Origin of the sequence: uncultured Nitratireductor sp., from assembly GCF_913053745.1 — a bacterium.
GTDB lineage: Bacteria > Pseudomonadota > Alphaproteobacteria > Rhizobiales > Rhizobiaceae > Nitratireductor.
This window is the reverse complement of sequence record NZ_CAJXGF010000038.1, coordinates 1-13,225: the sequence shown is the minus strand read 5'-3', so window position 1 is coordinate 13,225 and position 13,225 is coordinate 1. Positions and strand designations below refer to the sequence as shown.

Genomic DNA, 13,225 nt, shown 5'->3' with positions numbered 1-13,225 from the left:
TCAAAAACGCTAATGCGATGATTACAAGAAGTGCAACAAGTTCAGAAAATGTCATCAGTTTCCCACCTTACCCAAGGGAAACATTACATATCTGTTACATTCTGTGAAGGCTTCGGACTGGTGCGATGACGTAAGCCAAGTGCCGACGAGTGAAGCGCTCGAACTCGCACATTCGAGATGGGGAATAAAGGGGAATTCTTCACTCGCCGACGATTGCAATTTAATCATCGCGTGTGGGCTTTACTACCCGCGGGATCACGCCAGTTCTTCATCGAAGAGCGCGAGTAACCCCTGCCGGCGCGACGGGTCGGACACAAAACCGGCAGGGGCCGCCCCCAACAGGACATCCCGGGCTTAACATCTAACATCTGAAATCGAAACCCACGGCCTGCCCGTGCCCTTTGGCGCGGCGCTTTCGCGTGGGCTGATCACAATGAAAGGAAACGACATGGACCGCAATTTCGCGCGGGCGCTTCCGCTTGTCCTGAAACACGAGGGTGGCTGGGCAGATCATCCGGACGATCCTGGCGGCGCGACAATGAAGGGCGTCACGCTGGCAACGTTCCGTCGCTACGTGAAGGCAGACGGCACCAAGGCCGATCTGAAAGCGATCTCCGACGAGCAGATCGCCACGGTCTTCTATCGCCATTATTGGGCTGCTGTGAATGCCCAGGCGCTTCCTTCTGGTGTCGACTATGCGGTCTTCGATTTCGCGGTGAACTCTGGCCCTGCACGTGCGGCGAAGTATCTGCAATCGATCGTCGGCGCCAATGTCGATGGAAGAGTAGGGCCGCAGACGATTGCCGCGGTCTCGCGTATGGAGCCGTCCGACGTCATCAACCGGCTTTGCGATGCCCGCATGGACTTCCTGCGCAAGCTGGAGCACTGGCCGACCTTCGGGAAAGGCTGGACGCGTCGTGTCTCCGATGTGCGCAAGGATGCGGTGAACATGATCGGCCGGTCGGCGGACGTAGAGCGTGTTCCCGTGCCGGTTCCACGCCCGACCGTCCCAGCCGAAGTCGAGCAGAAGGTGAAGGAGAAAACCGGCTTCTGGCAGAAAGTAACCGGGTTCTTCGGTGCTGGCGGCGTCGGCGGTGGTCTTCTGTGGGGTGTCGACTGGCAAGCTATTGCCGTGATCGCGGGGGCTGCAATCCTCGTGCTTCTGATCTTCGTTCTGCTCCAGAAACAGATCGTCTCCGCTGTGCGGCACATCAAGGGCGCAGTCGAGGGGCAGGGCACATGATCGGCGCCGGTTTCGTCTACAAGGCCCTGCTCTCGAAGCTGGGGCAGGTTCTGGGCGCCGTTGCGCTAGTGCTGGCGCTTGTGGTCGGGATCTACGTCTTTGGCCATCACAGGGGCGCTGTGTCGGAAAGGCAGGCGATCCTTTCTCGCTCCGTCGAAGTTCTCCGCGAAAGGAATGAGACCGATGAAGAAATCCGCGACATGGATGCTGTTGCCCTTTGTCGGGCTCTTGGTGGCCTGCCAGACGAATGCGCCGGCCTCGGTCTGTGATGGGTGGCAAAAGCTGTCACCCTCGGCACAAACCCGTGCATTTGTGATCCAGAACGACCGGGCGTTCGCGCAGGACGTGGCCGCCCACAACATCTTTGGTAGCCGCCAAGGCTGCTGGTAATTGAACCCACCCCACAGGCAACGCATTGGAACAGGAGCGGGGCGTGACCGAAAAGGCACCAGACATGGATCACGATATAAGGGCTCGCGTTGTCACGCTCGAGCACTCATCGGCGGACAAGGAAAGGCGATTGTCCGATCTGGAAGCATGGAAGGCTCAACGAGAGATCGAGAGCGCGCGCCATGATGAGAAATGGAATGCGATGGAGGCCCGGATCGATACCCGATTTTCCGGTCTGGAAAGCTCGGTCGGAGACATCAAGAAAACCCTGTCTCACATCAACTGGCTGATCATCGGGGGCATCATCACCGGTGTGGTGGCGTTCCTGATCAAAGGTGGCTTCGCGCCCTGATCTTTTCACATCCTCCCCAACTGCCCCGGCCGCCTCAGTGGTGGCCGGGGCTCTTTTTTTGTGCCTTGCCATCGGATCCATTCTCGGGTTCGATGCCGGTCATGTGCGGACGCTATACACAGATCATGTCTTGGCGCGAGGTCGTGGAGCACTACGACCTGACCGCGGAATATTTCGGCCGGAACACGGCTCCACGCTACAATATCGCGCCAACTCAGGACACGCCGTTCATTACCGCTGACAAGGATGGCGGCAGGCGGGTCAGGGAGGGCCGCTGGTGGCTTGTCCCGGTCTGGGCGAAGGAAATCCCGAAATACACCCTCTTCAACGCCAAATCGGAAGAGGCGGACAAGAAGCCGGCGTTTCGGGACAGTTTTAAATCGAAGCGCTGTTTGATCCCCGCAGATGGGTTCTACGAATGGACCAAGGCCGATGATGGCGGGAAAGACCCATGGTTCATTCATCTGCCGGAACGCAAGGTGTTCAGCTTTGCGGGGCTATGGGCCTACAATCCTGCACTTGATGTGACGAGCTGCACGATCCTCACGGCAGCGGCTGGAAAGACCATGTCGCCAGTCCATAACCGGCAGCCGATCATTCTCGATCCCGATTTCTATGATGCCTGGCTCGACCCTGAAGCGAGCGTCGAAGACGCCAAGGCTGTGCTTGTTCACGATCTCGATGAACAGCTTGTCATGCACCGTGTCAGCCGGGATGTGAACTCATCAAGGTTCCAAGGCGCGTCGGCTATCGATCCGGTTTGAAATCCGGCCGGTCCTCTTTGCATAGCGTGTAGGCCAATTCGACCATTCGCGCCGCTTCCTGCTTTGTCGCCAGACTGCCATGCAGCGCCATCTTGAACGCGTTGACCTTCTTGTACGCTGTCATTGACCATGACCACTCGCCTTCGCGTTGGCCGTGCGGGATTCTCATGATCCTGCCGATCTCTTCATCCAGAACTTTCGCGACGAAGTCGGCATGCAGCGGGCCTGAGCCGAGGTCGGTTCTGCTCCACACGGCAGCAACCCGCGCCCCCATCTCTCGAATCACGGCGACCGCCGCTTCCTTTGTCGGATGGTCACTCAGGACGGAGCCGTCCCGCACGATCTGATAACGGTTTCCGGTCGGCTCGTATCGGATACGAATGGTGAGGCGGGGCTCGGTCATGGGCCGTTTCGGTCCGGTTTCGGTCCGAGAGGTCAATTCTGTCGGGGTATGTTCCGCGTAAGTAATTGATTTTTCTGGTCGGAGTGGCAGGATTCGAACCTGCGACCCCCTCGTCCCGAACGAGGTGCGCTACCAGGCTGCGCTACACTCCGTGACCAGACGGCGGGCTTATAGCCGCCGTCTCTTCACTGCGCAAGGTCAAACCGCAATCAATATGGGCTTTCGACGTCGCCCGTTTCCACATAGACGGATTTGACCTGTGAATAGTGTGCCAGCGCAGCCATGGCGTTTTCGCGGCCGAAGCCCGATTGCTTCACGCCGCCGAAGGGCAGTTCCACAGGCGTGAGGTTGTAGGTGTTGATCCAGCAGGTGCCGGCTTTCAGCGCGCCAATGACACGGTGGGCGCGGGCGAGGTTCTGCGTGAAGACGCCGGCGGCAAGCCCAAAGGGCGTCTCGTTGGCGCGTTCGATCACTTCGGCTTCTTCCTCGAAGGTCAGAACGCTCATCACGGGACCGAATATTTCCTCGCGCGCGATCCGCATATGGTCGGCGACGTCCGTGAAGATCGTCGGCTCGATAAAATAGCCGTTCTCGAAACCCTGCAAACGGGGCGCGCCACCGCCATGGTGCAGCGTTGCGCCATCTTCTCTGCCGATCCGGATATAGCGCAGAACCTTGTCGTATTGCGCCTTGCTGACGAGCGGGCCGAGATGGGTTTCGGGATCGAGCGGGTCGCCGAGGCGAATCGCTGTCGTTCGCTCGGTCAGGCGCGACAGGAAACCTTCGTAAATGTCCTTCTGGACGAAGACGCGTGTGCCGTTGGAGCAGATCTGGCCGGCGGAATAGAAATTGCCGAGCATGGCGCCGCCGACGGCATTCTCCACGTCGGCATCGTCGAACACGATCAGCGGCGATTTGCCGCCAAGCTCCATCGTCGCCGATTTCATCTGGCTACCGGCAAGCGCCTGGACCTTCTTCCCGGTTTCGACCGAGCCGGTGAGAGAAACCTTTGCGATCTCGGGATGGGCCACCAGCGCCGCGCCGACATCGCCCAGTCCCTGTACCACGTTGAAAAGACCGTCCGGGAGGCCCGCCTCTGTGAATATCTCGGCGAGCTTGAGCGCGGAGAGGGGAGTGATCTCGGAGGGCTTGAACACCATGGCGTTGCCCATGGCGAGCGCGGGGGCGGATTTCCAGCCGGCGATCTGGATGGGATAGTTCCATGCACCAATGCCCACGCAAACGCCCAGCGGCTCCCGCCGCGTATAGCCGAATGCGCCACCCAGATCGACCTGCTCGCCGTTGAAGGCGGCGACTGCACCGCCGAAGAATTCGAGTGCCTCGGCGGCCGAAGGAGCGTCGGCGACAAGGGTCTCTTGCAATGCCTTGCCCGTGTTCAAAGTTTCCAGCTCCGCCAGCTCCCCATTGCGCTCAAGCAACAGATCCGCCGCGCGTCGCAGGATGCGGCCGCGCTCGACCGGTTTGAGCTTCGCCCATGCCGGCTGGGCCGCGCGGGCGGCCTCAATGGCCAGTTCCACAATGTTGGGCGTGGCGGAGTGGAGGCGGGCGAGGGTTTCGCCGGTGGCGGGGTAGACGACCTCGATAACATCGCCGTGCTCGTCCTCGACATGGCGGCCGTTGATGTAGTGCGATGCTTTTGGCTGCGCGCGCATGGGCTCTCCAGCTTCCAGACCGGCTCATCGTTTCGCGGAAACGCTGGCCCGGCCTTCTCTGTTATATCTTTCCGCATTTATGCGGACGTCGGATGATGCCACCCGACTGCAAAACGCTTTATCGGTCGGCTTCCCGCCAACGCGGGTTGATCCAGGGTTCCTGATTGGACGGGCTGAGCGGGGTTCGGCCAAGGATATGATCGGCTGCCTTTTCTCCGACCATGATGGACGGGCCGTTGAGATTGCCGTTGGTGATACGGGGGAAAATCGACGAATCTGCGACCCGCAATCCCTCGACCCCGATCACCCGGCACTCCTCGTCGACGACACTCATGGTGTCATCTCTTGCACCCATGCGGCAGGTGCCGCAAGGGTGATAGGCGCTTTCGGCATGCTCGCGAATGAAACCGTCGAGCGCCTCATCCGACTGAACGCCGTCACCCGGCGCGATCTCCGCGCCGCGATAGTGAGCGAAAGCGTCTTGCGAGAAGATTTCGCGGGTGAGACGGATGCAGTGGCGGAAATCTCGCCAGTCATCGGGATGCGACATATAGTTGAAGCGAATCTCAGGCTTTTCCCATGGGTCGTTCGCGCTCAGGCGGATCGTGCCGCGCGATCTGGAACGCATCGGTCCGACATGCGCCTGGAAGCCGTGTCCCTTCGCCGCCGCCTTTCCGTCATAGCGAATGGCGACAGGCAGGAAATGATACTGAATGTCGGGATACTCGACACCGGCGGCCGAGCGAACGAATGCACCGGCCTCGAAATGGTTCGAGGCGCCGAGACCCGACTTGAAGAACAGCCATTGTGCGCCGATCAAGCCCTTGGACAGGAGGTTTAGCTTTGAGTAAAGGGTGATCGGCTGAAGCGACTCCTGCTGGATGTAGAGTTCCAGATGGTCCTGCAGATTGCCGCCCACGCCGGGCCTGTCGGCCACCACGTCGATGCCGTTATCGCGCAGATGCGCGGCCGGCCCGATGCCCGATAGCATCAGCAATTTGGGCGAATTGACCGCGGAGGCCGAGACGACGACTTCACGGCGTGCCTTAACGGTCTGGATCTTCTTTCGAGCCTCGATCTCAACACCCACGGCGCGTTGATTCTCCATGACAACGCGGCGCGCGAAACCATTGACGAGACTCACGTTTCCGCGCTTGAGCGCGGGCTTCAAATAGGCGTTGGCGGTCGACCAGCGCCGTCCCTTGTAGATCGTCTGCTGGAGCGCGCCAAAGCCCTCCTGCTTGGAGCCGTTGTAGTCTTGTGTGGTCTCGAACCCGGCCTGACGACCGGCTTCCACGAAAGCCGAGAAAAGTGGGTTCTCGCGCGGTCCTTTGCGCACATGGAGGGGACCGTCCGTGCCGCGCCAGCCCGCTTCGTCGTCGGCCATCGTCTCCATGCGCTTGAAGTAGGGCAGCACATCCGCATACGCCCAGCCGGCGGCGCCTTGTTCGGCCCAGTGATCGAAGTCGCGTGCATGCCCGCGCACATAGACCATGCCGTTGATGGAGGAAGAGCCGCCGACCACCTTGCCGCGCGGCGTGGCGAGTACGCGGCCACCCAGATTGGGCTCCGACTCGCTCTGAAAGCCCCAGTCGTAGCGCGCCATGTTCATGGGGAAGGAGAGCGCCGCGGGCATCTGGATGAAGGGCCCGAAATCGCTCCCGCCGTGTTCGATGACGATGACGGAGTGCTTGCCGTTTTCCGAAAGGCGATAGGCAAGCGCGGAGCCAGCGGATCCGGACCCCACAATGACGAAATCGGCTTCAAGCATTCGGCGTGCCCCGGGCAAGCGCCATATCGAAATAATCTTCAACGAGGGCGATGGCGGCGGCGGAATCCTCGACACCTTCGCCCAGTGCGCGGCGCAGATAGAGACCGTCAATAAGGGCGGCGATGGCGCGTGCGGTGCGAATTGCCGCCGGACGCGGAAGGCCGGAAAGGCCACTCATAAGATCGCTGTGAAGGCGGCGTACATAGATACGGAAGAGCCGGCCGAGCGCGGCATCGCGCCGGGCCTCGACATAGAATGCAAGCCATGCGGCGATGATTTCGGGACGGAACTGTTCGGGAGAGAGATTGATTGCGATGATCGCGCGAACCCGGTTCTGCCCCGAAAGATCAGCCATGACCGGGCGGATTTCGTTGCCGAGTTGAGTCAGGATGTGGCGCATGGTGGCGAAGAGAAGGTCGTCCTTGCCGCCGAAATAATGATGAGCGAGCGCTGTCGACACGCCGGCGCGGCCGGCGATGTCCGACATGGTCACATTGAGCGCGCCACGCTCGCCAATGGCGTTGATGGCCGCATCGATGAGCGCGCGGCGGCGGATGGGTTCCATTCCGATCTTGGGCATGCGCTTCATTTATTATTGATTGACGAATCAATCAAGAAAAATTCGGAAATCCTAACTGGAGGTTTAAATAGTTCAGACTTGAACGATCTTCGTGCCGGATTTATGATTTTGCCAGAGAGTTCATTAACGCGCCGGCCCATGGCTGGCGGTCCGGGAGATACGCGATGACCGCATGCATTGTGGGCTGGGCCCATTCCAAGTTCGGCAAGCTGACGGACGATACGCTGGAAGCTCTGATCGTGCAGGTGGCGCGCGCAGCGCTGGATCATGCCGGCATCGGACCGGAGGATGTGGACGAGATCGTTCTCGGACATTTCAATGCCGGCTTCTCACCGCAGGATTTTACCGCAAGCCTTGTGCTTCAGGCAGACGACGGGCTGCGCTTCAAGCCGGCCACCAGGGTGGAAAACGCTTGCGCCACCGGATCGGCGGCGGTTCGTCAGGGCACGCGGGCCATCGACGCGCGCGCGGCGCGGATTGTGCTGGTGGTGGGCGCCGAGCAGATGACGAAGACGCCCGGGCCGCAGATCGCCGAAAACCTCTTGAAAGCGTCCTATTTGCCGGAAGACGGAGAGATTCCGGGTGGTTTCGCGGGTGTTTTCGGAAAGATTGCCGATGCGTACTTCCAGAAATATGGCGACCAATCGGATGCACTCGCGACACTGGCGGCAAAAAACCACAAGAACGGTGTGGAGAATCCTTACGCGCAGATGCGCAAGGATCTGGGCTTCGATTTCTGCCGCCAGGAGAGCGAGCGCAATCCCTATGTCGCCGGTCCCCTGAAGCGGACGGATTGCTCGCTGGTATCGGACGGGGCGGCGGCAATCGTTCTGGCGGACACGCAGACCGCGCTTTCGATGCGCCGCGCCGTCGCGCTTCGCGCCAATGAGCACGTACAGGATTTCCTGCCCATGTCGAAGCGGGACATTCTGCAGTTCGAGGGGTGTGAAGCAGCATGGAAACGGGCTTTGAAAAGCGCCGGGGTAACACTGGGCGATCTTTCCTTCGTGGAAACGCATGACTGTTTCACCATCGCAGAACTGATCGAATACGAGGCGATGGGACTGGCAAGACCGGGCGAGGGGGGAAAGATCGCGCTGGAAGGTCAGACGGAAAAGAACGGGCGTTTGCCGGTGAACCCGTCGGGCGGGCTGAAGGCCAAAGGGCATCCCATCGGAGCCACCGGCGTTTCCATGCACGCGTTGACCGCCATGCAGCTGACGGGCGAGGCAGGAGGAATTCAGATCCCCGACGCCAAGCTTGGCGGTATTTTCAACATGGGCGGCGCTGCGGTTGCCAATTACGTGTCGATCCTCGAACGGATCAAGTAGCGGGCGCGGCTTTCTCGCCGGCCGTTACGGACGGCCATAGGTCGATGCGTCCGAAGCCCGGCACCTTCAGGGCCGGGTTGCGGAGGTCGAGGCCGGCGACCAATCCCAGGAAATGAAGCTCGAAACCGGAGCGCAGGCCGGCGGCGAGACCGGCGAAACCGCCAAGAGACACATGCACGTCGCTCCAGTCAGGCGTGTGATCGAAGGCGAAAACGCCCGGGCGGTAATCGCGCCCGACGGCAGTCGGCGGCAGTGCGATATCGAGATCTGGCACTGTGCGCAGCACATGGGCGGTGAAGGAATTCGAGTTCGGGCCAGGCCAAAGTCCGTAATCGCCATGCCGGGAAAAGGGATAGCTGGCAATCGCCGCTTCCACCTGCGGAATGAGGCGTTCGGCGTTTTCTCCCTTGAGCGCGGCCACCACATAGGGTGTGTTGGAATACCATCGCCCATCCGCCGGGTAGGCGTTGCGGCGCACCGGACTTCCCCAGCCAACCTTGTCGTAACGTTCATAGTCGGAAGCATTCGGGCGTTTTACGATGAGCCAGCTGTGCACGGACAACGCGCCTTTCATGCCGCCAGTGCGGGCGGCCATGACATAGATTGCGGCGTCCGTATCCTGAGATGCCGGGGGTAGAACGCCGCTCGCCGACCAGTCGGCGTTGCGCCAGGAACCCGGCCGGTCCTGCATCGCCCACCATGCCATCGAGCCGGACGCGGGCAACACGAAGACGACGATAAGAAACAGCAAAGTCCACTTGAAAAATCGCATGGGGGTCAGTCTATTGCGGTTGGCAGAAGTTGAAAGTGAATCCCGCAAAATACGGTGAAAACATGGGCAATCCGGTTCTGGTCGAGGTGCTGCGCGGTAACGTTGTCGAGAGCAGGCACCGCGGTGCCATCGCCGTGTTCGATGCGGATGGCGGTCAGGTGATGGGTATCGGCGACATCGATCGGCCGGTTTTCCCACGCTCGGCTGTCAAAGCCATTCAGGCGCTGCCTTTCGTGGAGAGCGGGGCGGTTGACGCCTTTGGGTTCGGCAACCGGGAGATTGCGCTTGCCTGCGCATCGCATTCGGGTGAGCGGCAACATGCCGCGCTGGCAACAGCCATGCTCGAGCGGGCGGGACTTGACGTGACTGCCTTGGAATGCGGGGCGCACTGGGCTTTCCAAGAAGACGTGTTGATAGAGCAGGCCCGCAGCCTTTCAGCGCCGACGGCGGCCCACAACAATTGCTCGGGCAAGCATGCTGGCTTCCTGTGCACCTGCGCTCATCTGGGGCACGATCCGCGTGGCTATGCGGCGCTCGGTCATCCGGCACAGGACGTCGTCAAGGCGGCGATGGAAGACGTGACGGGAGCTGCGCATGAGAGCGATCTGTGCGGCACGGACGGATGTTCCATCCCAACCTATGCCGTTCCGCTCAGAGCGTTGGCTCAGGGTTTTGCGCGCATGGCAACCGGCACCGGACTGGCGCAGGAGAGAGCGGAGGCCGCCAGACGGATATTCGCCGCCTGCATGGCCGAACCCTTTTACGTGGCGGGTACCGCGCGTTCCGACACACGCATGATGGAGGCTGGAGAGGGTCGTATCTTCACCAAGACGGGCGCGGAAGGCGTTTTCTGTGCGGCAATCCCCGAAAAAGGGATTGGCATTGCGCTCAAATGCGATGACGGAGCAACACGCGCTGCCGAGGTGATGGTGGCCCAGGTGCTGGCGCAGCTATTGGAAGGCGACACGCTCGCAGAGACGTTGAACGAGATGGCGCGACCCGTTCTGACCAGTCGGCGCGGCTTCGAGGTGGGCGCACTGCGGCCTTCGGACAATCTGACCGGGCGTGTCCGTTAGACAGCAGCCATTGTTCGCGTCGACTTGATGAGATCGCAGAAGGCTCTCAGCGGCGGTGTGACGAGCCGATTGCCGGGGTAATACAGACAGAAACCCGTTTCGGGCTGGCACCAGTCGGGCAGGACTTCGACGACTGCCCCGGATCGCAAAGCCTCCGCCGCTTCCGTTTCGAGCATATAGGCAATTCCCAGTCCATCGGTCGCCGTGCGCAGCCTCGTCGCGGCATCGTTGGTGCAGAGCGGACCGCGTACAGGCACGCGTACCCTCTCGTCTCCCTTTTCGAACTCCCATTGATAAAGATGTCCGTTACCGGGCCAGCGCATATTGAGGCAGGCATGACCCGTAAGGTCATCGGGATGGACCGGTGTGCCGGCGCGCTCGAGATAGGCCGGTGACGCTACCGCGATCCAGCGTACTGGCCCCGTCAGAGGCAAGCGGATCATGTCGGCTTCCAGCACATTGCCAAGCCGGACCCCGGCGTCACAACCGCTCGCGACAAGATCGTCGAGACTGCCTGAAATGACGATTTCGACCTCGATTCGCGGATGGTTTTGCAGAAATGCATTCATTCTTGGCGCCAGCGCGTGGGCTGCGCCCGCTTCAGACGCATTGATGCGCAGTCGCCCGGCGACCGTCCCACTCGAGGTGATGAGATCTTCCTGGGCCGTATCGATCTCGGCGAATGCCGGGCGCAACCTTTCATAGAGCGTCTGACCGGCATCGGTGGGCCGAGTCGTTCTTGTCGTGCGGTTCAGCAGACGTTGGCCGAGACGCCGCTCGAGGCGGCGAATCGACTGGGACAGGGCGGAGGGCGTAACGGCCAGTCGTTCCGCCGCGCGGGCAAAATTGCCGCATTCGACGATGGCCATGAATGCTCTCAGTTCGGCGACATCGCTTCCACGCATTAATGACTCCAAATACAGAATGCATGAAGTTTATATCGTATTCCAAGCATATACCAATTGTCTGACCATGGTCTCGATAAGAAAAGCAGGAGACTGGCATGCAACTCGACAATTATCGCCTTCTCGGCCGAAGCGGGTTGAAGGTTTCGCCGATGGCGCTCGGCACCATGACCTTCGGAACGGAGTGGGGCTTTGGTGCCGATGAGGAGACATCGCGCGCAATCTTCAACCATTATGTGGAGCGAGGCGGAAATTTCATCGACACGGCGAACTATTATACTGGCGGGACGTCGGAGATTATGGTCGGGCGCTTCGCCCGGAATTGCCGTGACAATCTCGTCATCTCCACGAAATACACACTCCCCATGCGCCCGGGCGATCCGAACTCGGGCGGCAACAGCCGCCGTGCGATGGTGCGGGCGGTCGAAGATAGCCTGAAACGTCTCGGCACGGATTATATCGATCTCCTTTATCTCCACGCCTGGGATTTCACCACGAGTGTGGAGGAAATACTTCGCGCCATGGACGATCTGGTGGCTGAGGGAAAGGTGGTCTATCTCGGCCTTTCGGACATTCCGGCGTGGCAGGCTTCGCGCATGCAGGCGATCGCCGATCTTCGCGGTTGGTCGCCGCTTGTCGCCATGCAGATCGAGTACAATCTGATCGAGCGGACGGTAGAGCGGGATCTGGTACCTATGTCCCATGAAATGGGCATGGCAGTGATCGCGTGGTCGCCGCTGGCGAGTGGCTTGTTGACGGGGAAGTATCGGCGCGACGACCTCTCAAGAAGCGCGGTCGAGGCGGGAAGCCGGGCGGCAATCATCCCCGAGGCCGGCGTTATCCATGAGCGCGTCTTCGCGGTGATCGAGACGTTGCGGCGGGTGGCGGAGGCCCGTGGTGCGACGCCAGCCGCCGTTGCGCTGGCCTGGTTACTTTCGCGACCCGGCGGCGTCGCTCCGCTGATCGGTGCGCGTTCACTGAACCAGCTTGAGGGCAATCTGGAGGCGCTCGACCTCGACTTGACGCCCGGTGAAATCGACAGTCTCAATCAGGTGAGCGCAATCGACCTTGGATTCCCGCACGACTATCTGCGGCGCCCCGCGGTCAGGCAGAATATTTACGGGGGCATGTCGATCGAGACCCGCGATCCGCTATGACAGCAGAAAGAGGTTAGCCTCGCGCACGGAAGCGACAGCACTCCATGGGATACACGGCCCCTTTTTGAACATTCGACGCGGCTCGGCACGGGCATGCGGACTTCGGACTTTTGTACGCGCAGGTTGTTAGCCGGCGTGATTGCCCGCAAGCGTCAGGTGAGGCATTTCCTCGCTGCCAGAGTCCAGGAGGTCGCTGGTGACGGCGTCGGCCCAACGGTGGCCGACGATCGCGCCAGCCGGGGTGTCTTCGAAGACGTTGCCGGAGATGACCGCCCTGCCGGCGCCCTCGACCACGGAAACGATGATGCCGGTTTTCGCCTTGCGGATGACGTTTCCAGAAGCGGTGACATTGCGCAGAAACGGGCCCCAGCCAATGCGAATGCCGGCGAGCGGTGCGTTTTCGATGACGTTGCCTGTAACGGTGCTGTCGGCTTCGACATTGATGCCGACGCCGAAACCGGCCATTGGCGAGGGGTAGGGGCCATCCGCGGAAAGATTGCGGACGATGTTGCCGGTACAGGCGCACAGCCGGCCGCCCTTGTCGAAATTGGCCATGGAGATGCCATGGGCGGCGCCATCCACCAGATTGCCGCTGATGACGGCGCCCTGAAAGGCGAATTCCGCATAGAGGGCGGTTTCGCCCGAGCGCAGGCATGTGTTACCGGCGACCTGAAGGTTTCCGGCACTGTTTCCGCGTATCGCGGAAAACGCGCAGTCCGTGATTTCATTATCGGATATGCGCAGATTTTCGGCGCGATAGGCGTTGATCCCGTTGCCGTACTGGCCGGTGCCGCCTCTGTCCGCACGG

Annotated in this window: 14 protein-coding genes and 1 tRNA gene; 7 read left to right on the top strand and 8 right to left on the bottom strand. The window is 60.9% G+C overall.

All coding sequences use genetic code 11. From position 1 onward, the window contains the following. Positions 1 to 448: 448 nt before the first annotated feature. The 4 genes from QZ638_RS08480 to QZ638_RS08465 all read left to right on the top strand — a co-directional run bounded on the left by QZ638_RS08480 (position 449) and on the right by QZ638_RS08465 (position 2,749). Positions 449 to 1,243 carry a glycoside hydrolase family 108 protein gene (locus QZ638_RS08480; protein WP_295808867.1) on the top strand — a complete coding sequence of 265 codons (795 nt, stop codon included), beginning with the start codon at positions 449 to 451 and terminating at the stop codon, positions 1,241 to 1,243. Beyond that, the gene (locus QZ638_RS08475; protein WP_295808865.1) at positions 1,240 to 1,512 is read left to right on the top strand and encodes a hypothetical protein; all 273 of its coding nucleotides are present in this window, start codon (positions 1,240 to 1,242) and stop codon (positions 1,510 to 1,512) included. The genes QZ638_RS08480 and QZ638_RS08475 overlap by 4 nt, the downstream gene beginning before the upstream one ends. A gap of 251 nt (positions 1,513 to 1,763) precedes the next feature. Then, positions 1,764 to 1,985, top strand: a complete 222-nt coding sequence (locus QZ638_RS08470) for a hypothetical protein (protein WP_295808864.1) — start codon at positions 1,764 to 1,766, stop codon at positions 1,983 to 1,985. Between the two features lie 101 nt (positions 1,986 to 2,086). Then, entirely contained in the window at positions 2,087 to 2,749 is a 663-nt protein-coding gene (locus QZ638_RS08465; RefSeq protein ID WP_295808862.1) for an SOS response-associated peptidase, read from the top strand. On the opposite strand, the gene QZ638_RS08460 is transcribed toward QZ638_RS08465, so the two are convergent. From QZ638_RS08460 to betI, 5 genes are all read right to left on the bottom strand, one after another. Beyond that, a complete protein-coding gene (locus QZ638_RS08460) occupies positions 2,733 to 3,152 on the bottom strand; it encodes a hypothetical protein (RefSeq protein ID WP_295808861.1) in 420 nt (139 codons plus the stop codon). The genes QZ638_RS08465 and QZ638_RS08460 overlap by 17 nt on opposite strands. 75 nt (positions 3,153 to 3,227) lie before the next feature. Continuing rightward, positions 3,228 to 3,304, bottom strand: a tRNA-Pro gene (locus QZ638_RS08455). Between the two features lie 57 nt (positions 3,305 to 3,361). Further along, positions 3,362 to 4,825, bottom strand: a complete 1,464-nt coding sequence (gene betB / locus QZ638_RS08450) for a betaine-aldehyde dehydrogenase (RefSeq protein WP_295808859.1) — start codon at positions 4,823 to 4,825, stop codon at positions 3,362 to 3,364. Positions 4,826 to 4,943: 118 nt separating this feature from the next. Beyond that, positions 4,944 to 6,596 (bottom strand): choline dehydrogenase, encoded by a 1,653-nt coding sequence (gene betA, locus QZ638_RS08445; protein ID WP_295808857.1) that lies wholly within the window; start codon positions 6,594 to 6,596, stop codon positions 4,944 to 4,946. Next, positions 6,589 to 7,176: a transcriptional regulator BetI gene (betI, locus tag QZ638_RS08440; protein ID WP_295808856.1), complete on the bottom strand. Its 588-nt coding sequence runs from the start codon at positions 7,174 to 7,176 to the stop codon at positions 6,589 to 6,591. The genes betA and betI overlap by 8 nt, the downstream gene beginning before the upstream one ends. Before the next feature lie 164 nt (positions 7,177 to 7,340). On the opposite strand from betI, the gene QZ638_RS08435 reads away from it, so the two are divergent. Further along, positions 7,341 to 8,507 carry an acetyl-CoA acetyltransferase gene (locus QZ638_RS08435; protein ID WP_295808854.1) on the top strand — a complete coding sequence of 389 codons (1,167 nt, stop codon included), beginning with the start codon at positions 7,341 to 7,343 and terminating at the stop codon, positions 8,505 to 8,507. Here QZ638_RS08435 and QZ638_RS08430 read toward each other — a convergent pair. Then, on the bottom strand, positions 8,500 to 9,279 hold the full coding sequence (locus QZ638_RS08430; protein ID WP_295808852.1) for a DUF3750 domain-containing protein: 780 nt from the start codon (positions 9,277 to 9,279) through the stop codon (positions 8,500 to 8,502). The genes QZ638_RS08435 and QZ638_RS08430 overlap by 8 nt on opposite strands. Positions 9,280 to 9,341: 62 nt before the next feature. Between QZ638_RS08430 and QZ638_RS08425 the strand changes: the two genes are divergently transcribed. Further along, complete coding sequence (locus QZ638_RS08425) at positions 9,342 to 10,355, top strand: asparaginase (protein ID WP_295808916.1); 1,014 nt, start codon at positions 9,342 to 9,344, stop codon at positions 10,353 to 10,355. On the opposite strand, the gene QZ638_RS08420 is transcribed toward QZ638_RS08425, so the two are convergent. After that, on the bottom strand, positions 10,352 to 11,260 hold the full coding sequence (locus QZ638_RS08420) for a LysR family transcriptional regulator (RefSeq protein ID WP_295808851.1): 909 nt from the start codon (positions 11,258 to 11,260) through the stop codon (positions 10,352 to 10,354). The two genes, QZ638_RS08425 and QZ638_RS08420, sit on opposite strands and share 4 nt — an antisense overlap. A gap of 98 nt (positions 11,261 to 11,358) precedes the next feature. Between QZ638_RS08420 and QZ638_RS08415 the strand changes: the two genes are divergently transcribed. After that, positions 11,359 to 12,417 carry an aldo/keto reductase gene (locus QZ638_RS08415; protein ID WP_295808849.1) on the top strand — a complete coding sequence of 353 codons (1,059 nt, stop codon included), beginning with the start codon at positions 11,359 to 11,361 and terminating at the stop codon, positions 12,415 to 12,417. Positions 12,418 to 12,543: 126 nt separating this feature from the next. Here QZ638_RS08415 and QZ638_RS08410 read toward each other — a convergent pair. Further along, on the bottom strand, positions 12,544 to 13,225 hold a 682-nt coding region (locus tag QZ638_RS08410), incomplete at its 5' end, for a TIGR03808 family TAT-translocated repetitive protein (RefSeq protein ID WP_295808847.1).